This window comes from Variovorax sp. JS1663 (genome assembly GCF_002157355.1).
Lineage (GTDB): Bacteria > Pseudomonadota > Gammaproteobacteria > Burkholderiales > Burkholderiaceae_C > Variovorax.
On sequence record NZ_LYMK01000003.1, the window covers coordinates 115,920 to 133,548 of the forward strand.

The following is a 17,629-nucleotide window of genomic DNA, read 5'->3' on the forward strand; positions in this document are numbered from 1 at the left end:
ATTTCAGCACCGGGCAGGCACTAATAGCGGATCGTCACCCCCGCCTTGACGCCCTTGTTGTCCTTCCCGTCCGAGTGCGCGCCGGCCGAGAAGGAGACGCTGCCGCCCGTGCTTGCGCCCAGCGAGTAGTTCGGGCGTCCGTTCGAGGTGTCGACGCCGCCGTAGGCGCCGCTGCCGTCCTTGTTCTGCACGCCCAGCGTGCCGCCGTTCGCGGTCGCCGACTTCTCGGTCGGCGACAGGTTGGGACTGACGTAGATCGCGCCTTCGTCGTTGCTTTCCAGCGGGACCTTGGGCGCTTGCGCGAGGGCCGCCGCGCAGGAGGCGGCGAGGACGAGGAATGTCAGCAGGGGCTTGTTCATGGCCATGCCTCCACCTTATCGGAAGCCGGGAGGCGACCCTCACGCGACCGCGAGGGGAGGCCTTGGGCGGTGCGTGATCTGTCGCTTCCCCGCACCGAAATTGTGTGCAGGTGTGTCGATCATGAAGCCGTGTTTCGGTCCACCGCGGCCGGCCTGCGCCACGCGATCAGCGACAGCAGCGGCCCGGTCGCCGCGGTGGTGACGAGCGCCATGACCAGGAGCATGGTGAACAGCTCCGCGCCGATCAGGCCGGTATCGAGCCCCACCTTGATGACGATCAGCTCCATCAGGCCGCGCGAATTCATCAGCGATCCCGTCGCCAGGCTTTCGGGCCAGCCGTAGCCGCTCATGCGCGCGCCGGCCGCGCCGCCGACGATCTTGCCGACGCTCGCCGTCAGCAGGATGAGGCCGAGCGCACCCAGCGCGGCATCGCCGAAGGCGCCGGCGCTGGTGCCCAGGCCGGCCAGCGCGAAGAAGATCGGCATCAGGATCACGACGGACAGCGGCTCGATGCGCTCGCTGAGCGCGTGGAGCAGCCGGTCGTCGCGCGGCAGGGCGATGCCGAACAGGAAGGCGCCGAAGACGGCGTGCAGGTGCAGCCATTCGGTCAGCATCGCGCACACGAGCATACCGATGACGAGCGTCGCCAGCACCATCGGCGAAGGGGTCCCGTCCGGCGCGTGAACGCGCAGGAACCACGCCAGCAGCGGCTTCACCGCCAGGAAGACCACGCCCACCATCAGCAGCAGGCCCAGGGCGATGCGCAGGAAGCCTGCCAGCCCGGCGCCGGCGCTGGCCAGCGCGACGACCAGTGCCAGGAGGATCCACGCCAGCGCGTCCACCATGCCGGCCGCGCCCAGCGACAGCTGCCCGATCCGCGTGCGGGTGAGCTTGCGGTCCTTGAGGATGCGGGCCAGCACCGGGAACGCGGTGATGGACAGCGCCACGCCCATGAACAGGGCGAACGGCCAGAACGCGACGCCCGCGGGCGCCAGCGCCGGGTGGAGCGCGGGCGCGATGGCGATCCCGAGCCCCATGGGCAGCACCATGCTGCAGAGGGCCACGCGGCTCGCCGCGCTCAACATGGCGCCCATGCCGCTGGGCGCGCGCAGCTCCGCGCCGACGATGAACATGAACAGCACCACGCCGATGTTCGCGAGCGAGGCCAGGCCGGGCAGCGAGGCGGGCGGGAACAGCTGCCGGTGCCATTCCGGGAACAGGGCGCCGAACACGATGGGACCCAGCAGGATGCCGGCGGCCATCTCGCCGATGACCATCGGTTGCCCGAGGGCCCGGAGCGCCAGGCCGCACAGGCGCGCGGTGACCAGGATGATGGCGAGCTGCAGCAGAAGAAGGGCGAGGGACATGGCTGCCGGCGTGATGTCGAAGCGACGTAGTATCCCAGTCCTGCGTGAACCAGCCCTCAGGAGAAGCCGCCCCATGCAAGCAGTTCAGGAATGCGATGTGCTCGTCGTCGGTGGCGGGCCCGCGGGCTCGACCATCGCCGCGCTTCTGGCGCGGGAAGGGCGCCGCGTGGTCCTGCTCGAGAAGGAGCATCACCCGCGCTTCCACATCGGCGAGTCGCTGCTGCCCGGCAATGTCGAGCTGTTCGACCGGCTCGGCGTGCGCGAGGAGGTCGACAAGATCGGCATGCCGAAGTTCGGCATCGAGTTCGTGCCGCCCGACCTCGACTACTGCAGCTATGTCGACTTCTCCGAAGGCTGGGACCCCAGCAAGGCATCGGCCTGGCAGGTGCGCCGCTCGGAGCTGGACGAACTGCTGTTCCGCCACGCGGCCAGGACCGGTGCCCAGGCCCTCGAAGGTGCGAAGGTGGGCCACATCGAATTCGACGCGACCGGCGCCACGGTGCAGGCCACGCTGGACGACGGCGACCGCCGCACCTGGCGCACGCGCTTCCTCGTCGATGCCAGCGGCCGCGACACGGTGCTGGCCAACAAGTTCAAGTGCAAGACCAGGAACCCGGACCACAACAGCACCGCGCTCTTCGGCCACTTCCGCAACGCGCGGCGCCTGGAAGGCCGGCGCGAGGGCAACATCAGCATCTGCTGGTTCGACCACGGCTGGTTCTGGTTCATCCCGCTGGCGGACGGCACGACCAGCGTCGGCGCCGTGTGCTGGGCCTACTACCTGAAAGCACGCGACAAGCCGCTGAAGGACTACTTCTTCGACACCATCGCGATGTGCCCGGCGCTGCACGACCGGCTGAAGGACGCGACGCTGGTCGACGACAAGGTGCATGCCACCGGCAACTTCGCCTACTCCAGCACCCATGCCACCGGAGAGCGCTACCTGATGGTGGGCGATGCCTACACCTTCATCGACCCGATGTTCTCCTCCGGCGTGTTCCTGGCGATGCAGAGCGCCTTCGACGGCGCGCAGCTGGTGCAGACCGCGCTCGACCGGCCGGCCGAGCTGCCGGCGGCACGGGCGGCGCTGGAGCAGCGCATGCGGCTGGGACCGCGCGACTATTCGTGGTTCATCTACCGCGTCACGAATCCGACCATCCGCGACATGTTCATGCACCCGAAGAACGTGTTCAAGATCAAGCAGGGCCTGATGTCCCTGCTGGCCGCCGACATCCACCACGGCCCGGCCTACCGGCGCTCGCTCTGGATGTTCAAGGTCGTCTACTACGTCGTCTCCGTGCTCAACTGGCGCCGCACCTATGCCGGCTGGAAGCGCCACCGCTTCAACATCCGCGACATGGGCGCGCTGCGCGGCGAGACGATCATGAAGGCCGACTGAGCGCCGGCGACGAGGATCAAGAAGGCTTGACGGCGCTGTACTCGGAGAAGATGCCGAGCTCCGTGTGCCGCCGCACCGCCTCGAAGCCGGCCGCTTCCAGCGCGGCGACGATCTGGGCCGGTGCGATGCAGGCCTCGATCGTGTCCCAGTAGTAGCGCCACAGCTCGGAGGTCGCCCGCTCGCGCGCGACCAGGCGGGCGATGACGGGCACCACGATGCGCATGTAGGCCTTGAGCAGCGCGTTGGCCGGCGCGCTTTCAGGCCGGCTGATCTCGAGGATGAGCAACCGGCCGCCGGGGCGCAGCACCCGGCGGAATTCGGCGAACGCCTGGCCGACGTCGGACACGTGCCGGAAGGCGTAGCCCATGCTGAGGAAATCCGCCTCGCCGTCGCTGCACGGCAACTGCTCGGCCCGCCCGATCCGCAGCTGCACACCGGGCAGGGTGGCCTGCGCCAGCATGCCCGGGCTCGGATCGACGCCCACCAGGCTGCCGGCCGCGCCGATCCGCGCACAGGCCTCGCGCGCCAGCAGGCCGGTGCCGATGCCCACGTCCACCACCCTGTCGCCGGCAGCCAGGCCCGCGCGCTGCAGCGCCGCCCGCCGGTACCAGGGCCCGGTGCCCAGCGCCAGGACGCGCTCAATGCGGTCGTAGTCGCTGGCCGTCTCGTCGAAGATGCGGCGCAGGTAGCGCTGGTGTTCTGCCTCGTCCCGGTAGTAGGCCGGCAGGGGCGCGTGGGGCATCTGCACGTGCCCCGGGGCGGGGCGGGGTTCTGGGGTGGCGTTCATCGGGCCATCATAGGCATGCCCTTGTCGGGGACCGCGTTCAACCCTGAAGTTCGGTCTTGCGCTCGATGATGCGCGAGACCAGGCCGTACTCGACCGCTTCCTCCGCGGAGAGCCAGCGGTCGCGCTCGATGTCGGTCATCACCGCCTCGAAGGACTTGCCGGTCTCGCGCGCGATGGTTCGGGCGATGCGCTCGCGGGCCTTGATGATCTCCTGCGCATGGATCGCGATGTCACTGGCCGGCCCGCCGGCGCCGCCGCTGGGCTGGTGGATCAGGAACCGCGTGTTCGGCAGGCAGAAGCGGCGCTCGCGTGGCGCCGCCAGGTACAGGTGGGTGGCCGCGCTGCCCACCCAGCCGGTGCCGATCATGCGCACCGGCGCCGCGATGAAGCGCACCACGTCGTGGATCGCATCGCCCGACTCCAGGTGGCCGCCCGGCGAGCTCACCAGCACGTCGATGGGCGCGTCGCTGTCGGCATCCAGCGCGATCAGCCGGCGCGTGACGTCGCGTGCCGCGACGTCGGTGATCGTGCCGAAGATCAGCAACGTGCGCGATTTGAAAGCCTTCTCCTCCAGGTAGGAACTGGCGCGGGACTCGCCCGGTGCGCCGCCCGGTGCGTCTTCTTCAGGGGTTTCCATGGTGTTCCTTCGCTACGCGTTGCGATGGCGGAGTCGCCAGTGGCCCGCGTGCCGGACAGCTTAACGCGGCGCCGCCTGCGCTGCAGCGCGCGGGCGGCATCGCATGAAGGCGGGATCGTCAGGCGCGGCGTCGCCGGCTACGATGGGACCACGCTGTCACACCGACTTTCGCAATCGCTGTCACGCGAGGCCCGTCCCTCCAGGCGCCAGGAAGAAGCGCCGGAGGGACACGGCCGTCTGCCCGGGCGCCTCCTCGGGAAAGAAGTGGCCCGCCTCGATCGCGCGAAGCCCAGGGACTGCATCACCCGCACCATGTCCTGCGCCATCGCGCGCTTGGCATCCATGCGCTCAGCGCGCGCGGCGCTTTCCGTCGTCGCGGACCACTTCGCCGTCCGACTTGGTGAAGGGCGGCACCGGCCCTGCCGGCAGGATTTCCAGCACCTCTTCCGATGGGCGGCAGAGCTTGGTGCCCAGCGGCGTCACGACGATGGGGCGGTTCATCAGGATCGGGTGCTGGCCGATGAAGTCGAGCAGTTGCTCGTCGGTCCACTGGGGGTTGCCCAGGTCCAGCTCCGTGTAGGGCGTGCCCTTCTCGCGCAGCAGCGCGCGCAGCGGCTGGCCGGTGGCGGCCGCGATCGCGCGCAGCGTCTCGCGGGTGGGCGGCGTCTTCAGGTACTCGATGACGGTGGGCTCGATGCCCGCATGCCGGATCAGCGCCAGCGTGTTGCGCGAAGTGCCGCAGGCGGGGTTGTGATAGATGGTGACTTCTTCAGGCATCCGTGGATTGTGGAACAAGGGCGCGGCGCCGTCCCTTGGCAGACGGCGCCGCGCCCTGCGTCGGCGGGGTTACTTCCTCACGCCGACCGAGCCGGAGCCCTGGGCCTGTCCGGCGGCACCGGCACCGCCCCCGATGGGCTGCAGCACGCCGCCCAGCGAGCCGGCGGCACCCGTCGCGCCGTTGACCGCGCCGCCCACGGCGTTGGTCGCGCCGCCCACCGCCTGGGTCGCCCCGCCGACGGCACGGGTCGCGCCCTGCACGCCGCCGTTCAGCGTGGTGCCGGCGCCGCCCAGCGCGCCTGCGCTCCCCGTGCCTGCACCAGCGTTCGCGCCGGCCCGCGTCTGCGCGGCGCCCTCGGCGTGCGCACCGCGCTGCTGGCGTTGCGGCTGCGCCTGTTGCGGCGCCGTTGCGCCGCCCGCCCCGCCGCCGGCATTGACGTCGGCCTGCACGCCCACGCCCACGCCGACATTCGGCGTCTGCACGGTCTGCGCGCTGGCCACGCCGCCCGCGGCCAGCAGGCCGGCAAGCAGGGCGCCGAGGGCGATGCGCTTCGGATGGTGCTGCTGTTGTTTCTTCATGTGTGACGGTCCCTTTCTTTCGTGAATGGTCACTGACAAGGAGCCGGCCGTTTGGCCAGTCCGGGAGGGACCATAGGGGGAGGGCCGTCAGGGGCCGCGTGCGCCGCCGCCGGGCATCGCTGTGGGAAGCGGCTGTCGGCGCGATGGCAGGGCCGTGCGTTAGCCCCGCCGGTGCGCTCAGCCGAGCACGTCGTTGACTTGCTCGTTGAATTCGGTCTGGCTGAGCGCCGTGCCCAGTTCCCGCGGCAAGGCATCGCGCACCGAGAACACGCCCAGGATCTTCGTGCCCTTCACCAGCGGCAGGTGGCGGAAGCCCCGCTCCAGCATCAGCACGACCGCGTCGGACACCAGCGTTTCGGGCGCCACGCAGATCGGGTTGGGCGTCATCACGTCGCTCACCGGCGTGCGCTCGGGATCGAGGCCGCGGGCCAGCACCCGCGTCATCAGGTCGCGCTCGGTCAGGATGCCGAGCAGGATGTCCGGCGGCTCCATGATCAGCACGCTGCCGCAGTTGGCGCGCGTCATCACCCCGGCGGCCTCGCGCACGGTCGCCTGCGGGCCCAGGCAGAGCACGTGCTTGCGCGAGATGGACTGGAAAACCGTGCGTTCGGCCATGGCTGCCCCTCCAAGCGAATCCGAGAATGGTGCGACGGTGCCGCGCTCAGCGCAAGCTGTTGTTGAGCTTTTCCAGCGCCCCGGTGCCCGGGCACAGCTCGGCGGGCCCCAGCGTGTTGAGCGGCTGCGCGCTGGTGTTCAGCGCCGTGTGCAGGTCGGTGGCCAGCGGGTCCACGTAGAGCAGGCCGGTCACCACCTCGCCCATGTCCTGGTGCCGCTGCATGTAGGCCATGGCGGCGTTGCGGTCGCCGGGGTTGTAACCGGCATGCAGGCTGCGCAGGCGCAGCAGCGTGCCGTCGTGCTGGCGCACGTCCATCACCTCGCCCGGCGCCATCTCCACCGCGATCTCTTCACGCCCCGTGATGAAGTCGATGCGGCTCACCGCCTCGTTGTGCTCGCGCACGTAGTCGTAGCTCTTGGTGCTGCCGGGGTGGTTGTTGAAGGCGACGCAGGGGCTGATCACGTCGATCAGCGCGGCCCCGCCGTGACTGATCGCGCCCTTGATCAGCGGCACCAGCTGCGCCTTGTTGCCGGAGAAGCCGCGCCCCACGTAGGTGGCGCCCAGCTGCAGCGCCATCGCCACCAGGTCCACCGGGCTGTCGGTGTTGACCACGCCCTTCTTGCTCTTCGAGCCCTCGTCCGCGGTGGCCGAGAACTGGCCCTTGGTCAGGCCGTAGACCCCGTTGTTCTCCACGATGTAGGCCATGCGCACGCCGCGCCGCATGGCGTGCGCGAACTGGCCCAGGCCGATGGAGGCCGAGTCCCCGTCGCCCGACACGCCCAGGTACAGCAGGTCGCGGTTGGCCAGGTTGGCGCCGGTCAGCACGCTGGGCATGCGGCCGTGCACCGTGTTGAAGCCGTGCGAGGCGCCGAGGAAGTAGTCCGGCGTCTTCGAGCTGCAGCCGATGCCCGAGAGCTTGGCGACGCGATGCGGCTCGATGTCCAGCTCCCAGCAGGCCTGGATGATGGCGGCGGAGATCGAGTCGTGCCCGCAGCCGGCGCACAGCGTGGAGATCTTGCCCTCGTAGTCGCGCCGGGTGTAACCCACCTTGTTGGTGGCCAGGGTCGGGTGGTGCAGGCGGGGCTTGGCGATGTAGGTCATGCGGTCTCCTTCGCGCCCACGTGCGCCGCGATCGCCCCGGCGACGAAGCGCGCGGTGATCGGCGTGCCATCGAAATGCAGCACGCGCACCAGCCGGGCGGGGTCGGCCTCCAGTTCGTTGATCAGCAGGCTGCGCATCTGGGCGTCGCGGTTCTGCTCGACCACGAACACCGTGCGGTGTTCGGCGAGAAACTGCACCACGCTCTCCGGAAAGGGAAAGGCCCGCAGCCGCATCGCGTCGAGGTGGATGCCGCGCGCCTCCAGTTCCTCCAGCGCCTCGTGCATGGCCGGCGTGGTGGAGCCGAAATAGAGCACGCCCAGGTCCGTCTTCTGCGCGGCGGGGCGCAGCACCGGCTGCGGCACCAGCGTGGCGGCGGTCGCGAACTTCTTCAGCAGCCGCTCCATGTTGTAGATGTAGTCGGGCCCGCGCTCCGAATAGCGCGCGTAGGCGTCGCGCGTCGTGCCGCGGGTGAAGAAGCTGCCCTTGGTCGGGTGCGTGCCGGGCAGCGTGCGCCAGGGGATGCCGTCGCCGTCTACATCCTTGTAGCGGCCGAAGTCGCGGCCCGCCTCCAGCTCCTCGAAGCGCATCACCTTGCCGCGGTCATAGGCCTGGCTGTCGTCCCACTCGAAGGGCGCGCAAAGGCGCTGGTTCATGCCGATGTCCAGGTCGGTCATCAGGAACACGGGCGTCTGCAGCCGGTCGGCCAGGTCCAGCGCGGCGGCGGCCTGCTCGAAGCATTCGTGCGGGTCTTCCGGGAACAGCAGCACGTGCTTGGTGTCGCCGTGCGAGGCATAGGCGCAGGCCAGGATGTCGGCCTGCTGCGTGCGCGTGGGCATGCCGGTGGAGGGGCCGCCGCGCTGCACGTTGATGAGGGTCACGGGAATCTCGGCGAAGTAGGCCAGGCCGATGAACTCGGCCATCAGCGAGATGCCCGGCCCCGAGGTCGCGGTGAAGGCCCGCGCCCCGTTCCATCCGGCCCCCACCACCATGCCGATGGAGGCGAGCTCGTCCTCGGCCTGCACGATGGCGAAGCGGTGTTCGCCCGTGGCCGGGTCGACGCGGAACTTCGCGCAGTAGCGCTGGAAGGCCTCTGCCACGGAAGAGGAGGGCGTGATCGGATACCACGCCGCCACCGTCGCGCCCCCGTACACGCAGCCCAGCGCCGCGGCGCTGTTGCCGTCGACGAAGATGCGGTTGCCCACCCGGTCGGCGCGCCGCACCTGCAGGCCCACCGGCTCGCCCAGGTGCTCGCGCGCGAAGTCGCAACCCAGGTTGAGCGCCTGCACGTTGGAGGCCAGCAGCTTCTCCTTGCCCCGGTACTGCTCGCCGAACAGCTTCTCGATCACCTGCGGCTCGATGCCCAGCATCACCGCCAGCGCGCCCACGTACACGATGTTCTTGAACAGCTGGCGCTGGCGCGCGTCCTGGTAGACCGCGTTGCAGATCTCGGTCAGCGGCATGCCGATGACGCGGATGTCGTCGCGGAACCTCGAGGGCGGCAGCGGCCGCGTGTTGTCGTAGAACAGGTAGCCGCCCGGCGCCAGTTCGGCCACGTCGGCGTCCCAGGTCTGCGGGTTCATCGCCACCATCATGTCGGTGCCGCCGCGCCGGCCCATGTGGCCCTGCTCGGTCACGCGCACCTCGTACCAGGTGGGCAGGCCCTGGATGTTGCTCGGGAAGATGTTGCGCGGGCTCACCGGCACGCCCATGCGCAGGATCGCCTTGGCGAACAGCTCGTTGGCCGAAGCCGAGCCGGAGCCGTTGACGTTGGCGAACTTGATGACGAAGTCGTTGACGGCCTCAATTTGCTTCATGCCGGCACCCCCTCCCTCGGCGCGATGCGCGCATCCCGCGACTGCGGGCCCGCCGGCGCAGTCTTCAGCAGGAACTTCTGCATGTCCCAGGCCCCGGTGGGGCAGCGCTCGGCGCACAGGCCGCAGTGCAGGCAGACGTCCTCGTCCTTCACCATCACGCGGCCCGTCTTCAGGCGGCCGGACACGTACAGGTCCTGCCCGGTGTTGAGTGCCGGCGCCTTCAGGCTGGCGCGCAGCTGCGCCTCGTCGGCGTTGGCGGTGAAGCTGATGCAGTCCATCGGGCAGATGTCCACGCAGGCATCGCACTCGATGCAGGCCGGCTCGCTGAACACCGTCTGCACGTCGCAGTTGAGGCAGCGCTGGGCTTCCTTGAAGGCGGTGGCCGCGTCGAAGCCCAGTTCCACTTCGACCCGGATGCTGGCCAGCGCCTTCTCGGCCTTGGCCCAGGGCACCTTGTAGCGCAGGTCGTTCGAGGTGTCGTTGTCGTAGCTCCATTCGTGGATGCCCATCTTCTGCGACACCAGATTGGTCATGGGCGGCGGGCGGACCGCCACGGATTCGCCGTTCAGCAGCCGGTCGATCGACACCGCCGCCTCGTGCCCGTGCGCCACCGCGGTGATGATGTTCTTCGGCCCCAGGGCCGCGTCGCCGCCGAAGAACACGTTCGGCACCGTGGACTGGAAGCTCTGCGCATCCAGCACTGGCAGGCCCCACTTGTCGAAGCCGATGCCGCAGTCGCGCTCGATCCAGGGGAAGGCGTTCTCCTGGCCCACCGCCACCAGCACCGCGTCGCATTCGAAGAAGGCTTCGGGCTCGCCGGTAGGCACCAGCGAGCGCCGGCCCTGCGCGTCGTACTCGGCGCGCACGATCTCGAAGCGCATGCCCACCAGCTTGCCGTCCTCGTGCACGAAGGCCTTGGGCACGTGGTAGTTGATGATCGGGATGCCCTCGTGCTGCGCGTCCTCCTTCTCCCAGGGCGAGGCCTTCATCTCCTCGAAGCCGCTGCGCACGATCACCTTCACGTCGGTGCCGCCCAGGCGGCGTGCCGAGCGGCAGCAGTCCATCGCCGTGTTGCCGCCGCCCAGCACGATCACGCGCCGGCCGATGGTGGTGATGTGGCCGAAGGAGACCGAGGCCAGCCAGTCGATGCCGATGTGGATCGAGGCCGCCGCCTCCTGCCGCCCGGGCAGCTCCAGGTCGCGCCCGCGCGGGGCGCCGCAGCCGACGAAGATCGCGTCCCAGCCCTGCGCCATCAGCGCCTTCATCGAGGCGATGCGCTCGCCCGCGCGGAATTCCACGCCCATGTCCAGGATGTAGCCCGTCTCCTCGTCGATCACCGATTCGGGCAGGCGGAAGTGCGGGATCTGCGTGCGCATGAAGCCGCCGGCCTTGCCGCCCTCGTCGAACACCGTCACCTCGTAGCCCAGCGGCGCCAGGTCGCGCGCCACCGTCAGCGAGGCCGGCCCCGCGCCCACGCAGGCGATGCGCTTGCCGTTTCGCGGCTCGAGCTTGGGCATGCGCGCGCGCACGTCCTCCTTCATGTCGGCGGCCACGCGCTTGAGCCGGCAGATCGCCACCGGCTCCGGTGCCTGTGCGTTGCTTTCCTCCACCCGCCCTCGCCGGCAGGCCGGCTCGCAGGGCCGGTCGCACGTGCGGCCGAGGATGCCCGGGAACACGTTCGACACCCAGTTGACCATGTAGGCATCGCCATAGCGGCGCTGCGCGATCAGTCGTATGTACTCGGGGACGGGGGTGTGCGCCGGGCAGGCGTACTGGCAATCGACGACCTTGTGGAAGTAGGCCGGGTTCGCGATATCGGTTCGCTGCAAAGTTGTCTCCTTGCTGCCGCCCGGATCGTGTGGGGATGGGTGTCCGGGTCTTGGCCCCAGTATGCGCCCCGCTTGCCGGCCCGGGGCACCAGTGAAACCCCTCGGCCTGTCATGTCATGTGATGACTGTGCCGTTCAGGCCACACGCGGCACACGCGCCGCCTCGCGCGTATCGGCGAAGGCGCTGCGTCCCAGCCAGCGCCACAGCGAGCGCGCGTCGCTGGAGGCGCCGATGACGCGCACCCGCCGCTCGCGCACCGTGGCCTCGGCATCGCGGTCGCCGGTCCAGATCTCGGTCAGCGCCAGCACGGTCGACTCGACGATCAGCGTCGGGTCCTCGCCGGGATCGTCCCGGCACAGGTCGGCCGCGCCCTGGTCGATCACCAGCCACCAGCGGCGCTCGCCCTCGGCCGCGTCGGTGAAGCGGAAATGGACCACGATGCAGCGCCCGCGCGGGCAGCGGTCCAGGTGCACGAAGCGCCGGATGTCCCACATCAGGAAGCCGGCGTCGAGCTGGCCGCGCTTGAGCCGGCTGCCGATCCAGCGCGCGCCCCAGTGGCCGAGCGCCATCACGATCGGCCGCAGCTCCTCGCCCGCGCCGGTCAGGTGGTACTCGGCCGCGCTGCCGGCCCCCTGCACGCGCTTGACCACGCCCACCTCCTCGAGCTTGCGCAGGCGCTGCGCGAGCAGCGAGCCGGACATGCGCGGCACCCCGCGCCGGATGTCGTTGAAGCGCGTGCTGCCGCACAGCAGCTCGCGCACCACCAGCGGCGTCCAGCGTTCGCACAGCACCTCGGCGCCGCGGGCCACGGTGCAGAACTGGCCGTAGTCGATCATGGTGCGAATCTAGTCCCATGCGCCCCGCAAGGCCAGTTCAAATTCTGGACTGGCCGACGCGTGCGCCTGCCGCCATGCTTGTCTCACCCGTCACCTTTCAAGGAGATCCGCATGAGCACCGTCGCCACCACGGCACCGGCCTTCGACGCCGCTGCCTTCAAGACCACCACGCGCGCGCAGTGGCAGGCCGCTGCCGAAGCCTGGCACCGCTGGGGACCCTTCCTCGGCCGCTGGCTCGGCGAGGCGACCGAAACGATGTTCGACCTCGCACGCATCGGGCCGGGCTCGCGCGTGCTCGACGTCGCCGCCGGAGCCGGCGAGCAGTCGATCGGTGCCGCGCGGCGCGCGGGCCCGGGCGGCCGCGTGATGGCCACCGACATCGCGCCGGCCCTGCTCGAACGCGCGGCCGCCGATGCAAGGGCCGCGGGCCTGTCGAACCTCGAGACCCGCGAGCTCGACGGCGAGGCGCTGGACGCGCTGCCCGCCGCCGGCTTCGACGCCGTGATCAGCCGCGTCGGCCTGATCTACTTCCCCGACCAGCAGCGTGCCCTCGCGGGCATGCGGCACGTGCTGCGGCCGGGCGGCCGGGTGTCGGCTGTCGTGTATTCGACGCCCGAGCGCAATGCCTTCTTCTCGATCCCGGTGAAGATCATCCGCGAGCGCGCCCGCCTGCCGGCGCCGCTGCCGGGCCAGCCCGGACCCTTCTCGCTCGGCGGCGAGGGCGTGCTCGAGGCCGCGTTCTCTCGGGCCGGGCTGCGCGAGATCGAGGTGCGCCGCGTGCCCTCGCCGGTGCGGCTGGCCAGCGCGGCAGAATGCGTGCGCTTCGAGCGGGAGTCCTTCGGGGCGTTGCACCAGATGATGGTCGGCCTGGACGAGGACGAGCGGGCGCGGACCTGGGAGGCGATCGAGGAGGCCTTGCGCGCGTTCGAGGGCCCGGAAGGTTTCGTCGGGCCGTGCGAGATGCTGGTGGGGGCCGGCACCGTCTAGCGACCCCATCAGGCCATGTCGAACTGGAAGCGCTCGCCGTCATGCGACAGGAGCACCCGCTCGCGTGTCGTCTTGCAGCTCCAGGTCTGCTGAAGCCCGGGCTTGGGCATCGCGAGGGCCTGGACGTCGAACACCACCTCGCACAGCCCGCCCTCGCGGCGCGCCGACTCGTAGCGGATGGCCTGCACCGGCGGCGCCAGTCCGCGCACCTTCGTGGCCAGCGCATGGCAATGGGCGTAGTCGTCGGGGTCGCGCCAGGCGGCCCGCCGCGCCGACCAGGGCGGCTGCGTGATGTCGAGCTCCAGGCCGGAGAACCGGGCCTGGAAGAAGGTCAGCTCCGTCAGGACCTGGCCGTCGCGCAGGCCGTCCGAGTCCATGAAGAAGCGCCAGCGCCACCAGGCGATCTCGGCGGCCACCGTGGCGGGCTCGTCGGCGCCGTACCAGGCGCCCGGCTCGTGGGGCCGGCGAAAGCGCGAGGGCCAGGCGGACGCGTAGCGGAAGGGCGTGAACAGCAGGTAGTGCGCGCCTGCCGCGGCGGGCGGCAGCTTCGGCTTGCTGTCCTCGAGCAGTTGCTCCAGCAGCGCCTGCTCCTCGAGGTCGTCCACCAGCCGCATGGTCGCCACGCGGTGCTGGGCCTCGATGCCGCGCCAGAGTTCGCGCTGCCCGGGCTGCGCCCGCGCCAGCCAGTCCTGGGGCCAGCGCATCAGACGAGCGCCCGCGCGCCGTCCAGGTAGCTCACCACGCGGACCAGGCCGTCCACCTTCTGGATGGCATCCCGGGGTGCTTCGTTGAAGGCCCGGTTGAAGCTCGTCATCCATGCCTTGCGATGGCCGTCGTCGTTGCCCACCAGGGCGTCGAGCGAGCGATAGACGCGCACCAGGAGCATGGCAAGCTCGGCCGCCTTGGTGCCGGCCTCCAGCGCCTTCTCGCCCCTGGCGATGCGCGACACCTGCGACTCGCTCAGCCCGACGATGCGCGCGAGCGCCGCGTTGTTCAATCCCAGGAAGCCGGCCGCACGCAGCGTCGCCTTCGTGAGCACGGCGGCTGCCGATGTCTGGTGCTGCTGCGCGGCGGTGCGGGATCGAGCCACGGCTTTTCTCCACGAATTGGTTGCTGAAGGCATTTTGCGACTTATTTCTTGCAATGGCAAGAAACGCCGCCCATCCGCCGGCCCGGCTCCTGCCGGCAGGCCGCCGGGCGTATAAAGCGTGCCGGGAAGCATTCACTTGAAGATCATCATCCTTGGTGCAGGCCGGATCGGCGAGAGCGTGGCCGGCACGCTGGTGTCGGAGCGCAACGACATCACCGTCATCGACACCGACGCGGCGCGCCTGCGTTATCTGGAGGAGCGCATCGAGCTGCGCGGCGTGGTGGGCAGCGGCATCGAGCCCGATGTGCTCGCCGAAGCCGGCGCGCGCGATGCCGACATGCTGATCGCCTGCGCCGCGCAGGACGAGACCAACCTGGTCTGCTGCAAGGTGGCCCACCAGGTCTTCGGCATCCCGACGCGCATCGCGCGCCTGCGCTCCAACGCCTTCAAGGACGACAGCCCGTTGCTCGGCAAGGAAGGCTTTGCCGTCGACCGCGTGATCTGCCCCGAGGAATCGCTCACACGCTACATCGGCAAGCTGGTCGAGTACCCCGAGGCCCTGCAGGTGCGCGAGTTCGCGGGGGGGCTGGCCTGCCTGGTGGCGGTGCGCGCGGTGGCCGGGGCGCCGATGGCGCGCCACAGCATCGCCGAGCTGCGCGAATGCGTGCCCGGTGCCGACATGCGCATCGTCGCGATCTACCGCCGCCTCGAGAACGAGCCCGACCGCTTCATCGTCTGCGACGGCCCCACGCTCATCGAGCCCGGCGACGAGGTGTTCGTGCTGTCGGCACGCGAGCACCTGCAGGCCGTGCTGTCGGCGCTGCATTTCGACGACCAGGCCGGCCGCCGCGAGGTCGAGCGCATCATGATCGCCGGCGGCGGCCGCGTCGGGCTGCGGCTCGCCCGGCAGCTCATCGAGACCGGGCGCAACTACCAGATCAAGGTGCTGGAGCGCGATCATGCCCGTTGCGTGCAGCTCGCCTCCGAACTGCCGAACAGCGTGCTGGTGCTGAACGGCGACGGCACCGACGAGGACCTGCTGGAAGACGAGGGCATCGAGAACATCGACCTGTTCCTCGCGCTCACCAGCGACGACGAGGACAACATCATGGCCAGCCTGCTGGCCAAGCGCCTGGGCGCGCGGCGCGTGCTGGCGCTGATCAACCGGCGCAGCTATGCCGACCTGATGCATGGCACGCAGATCGACATCGCGCTGTCGCCGGCGCAGACCATGCTCGGCGAGCTGCTGGCCCATGTGCGGCAGGGCGACGTGCAGGCGGTGCACAGCCTGCGGCGTGGCGTGGCCGAGGCGCTGGAGATCGTGGCGCGCGGCGACCGCAAGACCTCGCGCGTGGTCGGGCGCAGGATCTCGGAGCTGCAGCTTCCCAAGGGCGCGCAGGTCGGCTTGATCATGCGCGGCCTGCCGACGCTCGGCGAGGAGGGCGCTCCCGCCGGCGAGGCGCCGGCCCCGTCGGCGAAGGTGATCATCGCGCGCGGCGACACCGTGATCGAGAGCAACGACCACGTCGTCGTCTTCGTGCCCCGCAAGCGCCAGCTGCGCGAGGTGGAGAAGCTGTTCCGTGTGAGCGCCACCTTCTTCTGATGCCGCCGCCCGATCCATGAGCGACTTCTACCCGGTCCTGCGTGTGCTCGGCGCGCTGCTGACCTTCTTCTCGCTCGGCATGTTCGTGCCCGGGGTCATTTCATGGACGCATGCCGACGGCCTGGGCCACGTGTGGGCCTTTTCCGCGGCGATCTCCTTCGCCTGCGGCGCCGCATTGTGGGCCGGCCTGCGCCGCTACAGGCACGAGCTGCAGCCGCGCCACGGCATCTTCCTGGTGTCCTGCACCTGGGTGCTGCTGCCGCTGTTCGCCACGCTGCCGCTGATGTGGGCGCTCGACGACATCGGCCGGCCGCTCAACTTCACGCATGCGTACTTCGAGGCCGTGTCGGGCCTCACCACCACGGGCGCGACGGTGCTCGCCAAGCTCGACGAGCTGCCGGTGTCGATCAACGTGTGGCGCACCTTCCTGCAGTGGCTGGGCGGCATGGGCATCCTGGTGCTGGCCGTCGCCATCCTGCCGCTGCTGGGCGTGGGCGGCAGCCAGCTCTTCAAGGCCGAGGTGGCCGGCCCGATCAAGGACAGCAAGCTCACCCCGCGGGTCAAGGAAACGGCCAAGGGCCTGTGGGGCATCTACGCGACCTTCTCGGCCGCCTGCTTCCTGGCTTACTGGGCCGGCGGCATGACGGCCATCGACGCACTGATGCACATGTTCAGCACCGTGAGCCTGGGCGGCCTGTCGTCGCACGACGCGAGCTTCGCGCACTTCGCCTCGCCGCTGCTCGAAGGCGTGGCCGTGCTCTTCATGCTCGCGGCCAGCTGCAACTTCGCCCTCTACTTCGTCGCGCTGCGCAAGGGCCACTGGCGCGGCTTCTGGCGCGACCCGGAGATGCGCGCCACGCTGGCCGCGCTGATCGGGGGCGGCGTGCTGGTGGCGGCGGTGCTCTGGGCCAAGGACGTCTACGGGCCGGCGGAAGCGCTGCGCCACGGCCTCTTCCACACCATCTCGGTCGGCAGCACCACCGGGTACGCCACCGTCGACTACCTGCACTGGCCGGTGTTCGCGCCGCTCTTCATGCTGCTGCTCTCGGGCGTGGCAACCAGCGCGGGCTCGGCCGGCTGCGGCATCAAGATGGTGCGGGTGCTCATCCTCGTGAAACAGGCACGGCGGGAGATGACGCGCCTCGTGCATCCCCGCGCGGTCCAGCCGGTGACGCTCGGAAGCGTGGTCGTCGACCACCGTGTGATCTTCTCGGTGCTGGCCTTCATGCTGGTCTACGGCGTGACGACCATCTCGCTGAGCATGCTGCTGGTGCTGACCGACCTCGATCCGGTGACCGCATTCAGCGCCGTGCTGGCCAGCGTGAACTGCACCGGGCCGGGACTGGGCAGCATCGGCCCTTCCGGCAATTTCAGCGGGCTGACGTCGTTTCAGTTGTGGGTCTGCACCTTCGCCATGGTGCTCGGCCGGCTGGAGATGCTGAGCTTCATCGCGCTCCTGACGCCGTCGTTCTGGCGCAAGTGAGCTTCACTGCCTGCGCCCTCGTCAGGGCGCCTGTCGATGGTTCTGCTGCTGCGCGTTGCGACCGCTCACGAAGTCGGCGATCCGGGTGCTCAGCCAGGGCTTCGACGCTGGCCTGGCGGCCGTCGGGTAGCTGAACGCGGCGAGCTCCTCCAGACCCTTGTGCGTGACGGCCAGAACCTGCGCGGCGGCTGCCTTGGCGGAAAAGTCCAGCGGCCCCCTCGCGTCCGGAACCATGGCGATCACCAGCCCCGCGGAGCACAGCGTCCTCACCTTGTCGATGTCCTCGGGGCGATAGAACAGGACGGGCAGGCGCGATGCTGCGATCTGCCTGAGCAGCTTGAGAGACATGTCGAGACTCCTTGGTG

Annotated in this window: 18 protein-coding genes; 4 read left to right on the forward strand and 14 right to left on the reverse strand. The window is 70.0% G+C overall.

Annotated elements, in window-relative coordinates; genetic code table 11:
• Positions 1–20 precede the first annotated feature (20 nt).
• Positions 21–359 carry a hypothetical protein gene (locus A8M77_RS04265; RefSeq protein WP_086920436.1) on the reverse strand — a complete coding sequence of 113 codons (339 nt, stop codon included), beginning with the start codon at positions 357–359 and terminating at the stop codon, positions 21–23.
• A gap of 119 nt (positions 360–478) precedes the next feature.
• Positions 479–1,726, reverse strand: coding sequence for a cation:proton antiporter domain-containing protein (locus A8M77_RS04270; protein WP_086920307.1), 1,248 nt, complete (start codon positions 1,724–1,726; stop codon positions 479–481).
• A 73-nt stretch (positions 1,727–1,799) separates the two neighbouring features.
• Between A8M77_RS04270 and A8M77_RS04275 the strand changes: the two genes are divergently transcribed.
• Positions 1,800–3,125 carry an NAD(P)/FAD-dependent oxidoreductase gene (locus A8M77_RS04275; RefSeq protein WP_086920308.1) on the forward strand — a complete coding sequence of 442 codons (1,326 nt, stop codon included), beginning with the start codon at positions 1,800–1,802 and terminating at the stop codon, positions 3,123–3,125.
• Positions 3,126–3,141: 16 nt separating this feature from the next.
• Here the strand turns inward: A8M77_RS04275 and A8M77_RS04280 are convergent, their stop codons facing one another.
• The 9 genes from A8M77_RS04280 to A8M77_RS04320 form a co-directional block, all read right to left on the reverse strand.
• A complete protein-coding gene (locus A8M77_RS04280) occupies positions 3,142–3,912 on the reverse strand; it encodes a class I SAM-dependent methyltransferase (protein ID WP_086920309.1) in 771 nt (256 codons plus the stop codon).
• 37 nt (positions 3,913–3,949) lie between these two features.
• A complete protein-coding gene (locus A8M77_RS04285; protein WP_086920310.1) occupies positions 3,950–4,549 on the reverse strand; it encodes an ATP-dependent Clp protease proteolytic subunit in 600 nt (199 codons plus the stop codon).
• A 348-nt stretch (positions 4,550–4,897) separates the two neighbouring features.
• The gene (gene arsC / locus A8M77_RS04290) at positions 4,898–5,326 is read right to left on the reverse strand and encodes an arsenate reductase (glutaredoxin) (protein WP_086920311.1); all 429 of its coding nucleotides are present in this window, start codon (positions 5,324–5,326) and stop codon (positions 4,898–4,900) included.
• A gap of 69 nt (positions 5,327–5,395) precedes the next feature.
• Positions 5,396–5,905: a hypothetical protein gene (locus A8M77_RS04295; protein WP_086920312.1), complete on the reverse strand. Its 510-nt coding sequence runs from the start codon at positions 5,903–5,905 to the stop codon at positions 5,396–5,398.
• A 177-nt stretch (positions 5,906–6,082) separates the two neighbouring features.
• Positions 6,083–6,520 (reverse strand): CBS domain-containing protein, encoded by a 438-nt coding sequence (locus A8M77_RS04300; protein WP_086920313.1) that lies wholly within the window; start codon positions 6,518–6,520, stop codon positions 6,083–6,085.
• A gap of 46 nt (positions 6,521–6,566) precedes the next feature.
• Entirely contained in the window at positions 6,567–7,622 is a 1,056-nt protein-coding gene (locus A8M77_RS04305; protein ID WP_086920314.1) for a 2-oxoacid:ferredoxin oxidoreductase subunit beta, read from the reverse strand.
• Complete coding sequence (locus A8M77_RS04310) at positions 7,619–9,436, reverse strand: 2-oxoacid:acceptor oxidoreductase subunit alpha (RefSeq protein ID WP_086920315.1); 1,818 nt, start codon at positions 9,434–9,436, stop codon at positions 7,619–7,621. Before A8M77_RS04310 ends, A8M77_RS04305 begins: the two co-directional genes overlap by 4 nt.
• On the reverse strand, positions 9,433–11,265 hold the full coding sequence (locus A8M77_RS04315; protein WP_086920316.1) for an FAD-dependent oxidoreductase: 1,833 nt from the start codon (positions 11,263–11,265) through the stop codon (positions 9,433–9,435). The genes A8M77_RS04310 and A8M77_RS04315 overlap by 4 nt, the downstream gene beginning before the upstream one ends.
• 134 nt (positions 11,266–11,399) lie before the next feature.
• Positions 11,400–12,101, reverse strand: coding sequence for a winged helix-turn-helix transcriptional regulator (locus A8M77_RS04320; RefSeq protein ID WP_202820602.1), 702 nt, complete (start codon positions 12,099–12,101; stop codon positions 11,400–11,402).
• Between the two features lie 111 nt (positions 12,102–12,212).
• Between A8M77_RS04320 and A8M77_RS04325 the strand changes: the two genes are divergently transcribed.
• The gene (locus A8M77_RS04325) at positions 12,213–13,088 is read left to right on the forward strand and encodes a class I SAM-dependent methyltransferase (RefSeq protein WP_086920317.1); all 876 of its coding nucleotides are present in this window, start codon (positions 12,213–12,215) and stop codon (positions 13,086–13,088) included.
• Positions 13,089–13,096: 8 nt separating this feature from the next.
• On the opposite strand, the gene A8M77_RS04330 is transcribed toward A8M77_RS04325, so the two are convergent.
• Complete coding sequence (locus A8M77_RS04330; protein WP_086920318.1) at positions 13,097–13,792, reverse strand: RES family NAD+ phosphorylase; 696 nt, start codon at positions 13,790–13,792, stop codon at positions 13,097–13,099.
• A complete protein-coding gene (locus A8M77_RS04335; protein ID WP_238136708.1) occupies positions 13,792–14,178 on the reverse strand; it encodes an MbcA/ParS/Xre antitoxin family protein in 387 nt (128 codons plus the stop codon). The genes A8M77_RS04330 and A8M77_RS04335 overlap by 1 nt, the downstream gene beginning before the upstream one ends.
• A gap of 136 nt (positions 14,179–14,314) precedes the next feature.
• On the opposite strand from A8M77_RS04335, the gene trkA reads away from it, so the two are divergent.
• Both trkA and A8M77_RS04345 read left to right on the forward strand, forming a co-directional pair.
• Positions 14,315–15,781, forward strand: coding sequence for a Trk system potassium transporter TrkA (gene trkA, locus A8M77_RS04340; RefSeq protein ID WP_086920320.1), 1,467 nt, complete (start codon positions 14,315–14,317; stop codon positions 15,779–15,781).
• A gap of 16 nt (positions 15,782–15,797) precedes the next feature.
• Positions 15,798–17,264: a TrkH family potassium uptake protein gene (locus A8M77_RS04345; RefSeq protein ID WP_086920321.1), complete on the forward strand. Its 1,467-nt coding sequence runs from the start codon at positions 15,798–15,800 to the stop codon at positions 17,262–17,264.
• 21 nt (positions 17,265–17,285) lie between these two features.
• On the opposite strand, the gene A8M77_RS04350 is transcribed toward A8M77_RS04345, so the two are convergent.
• Positions 17,286–17,612, reverse strand: a complete 327-nt coding sequence (locus A8M77_RS04350) for a hypothetical protein (protein WP_086920322.1) — start codon at positions 17,610–17,612, stop codon at positions 17,286–17,288.
• Positions 17,613–17,629 lie beyond the last annotated feature (17 nt).

Excerpts from the sequence above, each read along its gene's own strand:
- A8M77_RS04265 (WP_086920436.1), bottom strand. The coding sequence starts at position 359 with ATGAACAAGCCCCTGCTGACATTCCTCGTCCTCGCCGCCTCCTGCGCG.
- A8M77_RS04270 (WP_086920307.1), bottom strand. The coding sequence starts at position 1,726 with ATGTCCCTCGCCCTTCTTCTGCTGCAGCTCGCCATCATCCTGGTCACC.
- A8M77_RS04275 (WP_086920308.1), top strand. The coding sequence starts at position 1,800 with ATGCAAGCAGTTCAGGAATGCGATGTGCTCGTCGTCGGTGGCGGGCCC.
- A8M77_RS04280 (WP_086920309.1), bottom strand. The coding sequence starts at position 3,912 with ATGAACGCCACCCCAGAACCCCGCCCCGCCCCGGGGCACGTGCAGATG.
- A8M77_RS04285 (WP_086920310.1), bottom strand. The coding sequence starts at position 4,549 with ATGGAAACCCCTGAAGAAGACGCACCGGGCGGCGCACCGGGCGAGTCC.
- arsC (WP_086920311.1), bottom strand. The coding sequence starts at position 5,326 with ATGCCTGAAGAAGTCACCATCTATCACAACCCCGCCTGCGGCACTTCG.
- A8M77_RS04295 (WP_086920312.1), bottom strand. The coding sequence starts at position 5,905 with ATGAAGAAACAACAGCAGCACCATCCGAAGCGCATCGCCCTCGGCGCC.
- A8M77_RS04300 (WP_086920313.1), bottom strand. The coding sequence starts at position 6,520 with ATGGCCGAACGCACGGTTTTCCAGTCCATCTCGCGCAAGCACGTGCTC.
- A8M77_RS04305 (WP_086920314.1), bottom strand. The coding sequence starts at position 7,622 with ATGACCTACATCGCCAAGCCCCGCCTGCACCACCCGACCCTGGCCACC.
- A8M77_RS04310 (WP_086920315.1), bottom strand. The coding sequence starts at position 9,436 with ATGAAGCAAATTGAGGCCGTCAACGACTTCGTCATCAAGTTCGCCAAC.
- A8M77_RS04320 (WP_202820602.1), bottom strand. The coding sequence starts at position 12,101 with ATGATCGACTACGGCCAGTTCTGCACCGTGGCCCGCGGCGCCGAGGTG.
- A8M77_RS04325 (WP_086920317.1), top strand. The coding sequence starts at position 12,213 with ATGAGCACCGTCGCCACCACGGCACCGGCCTTCGACGCCGCTGCCTTC.
- A8M77_RS04330 (WP_086920318.1), bottom strand. The coding sequence starts at position 13,792 with ATGCGCTGGCCCCAGGACTGGCTGGCGCGGGCGCAGCCCGGGCAGCGC.
- A8M77_RS04345 (WP_086920321.1), top strand. The coding sequence starts at position 15,798 with ATGAGCGACTTCTACCCGGTCCTGCGTGTGCTCGGCGCGCTGCTGACC.
- A8M77_RS04350 (WP_086920322.1), bottom strand. The coding sequence starts at position 17,612 with ATGTCTCTCAAGCTGCTCAGGCAGATCGCAGCATCGCGCCTGCCCGTC.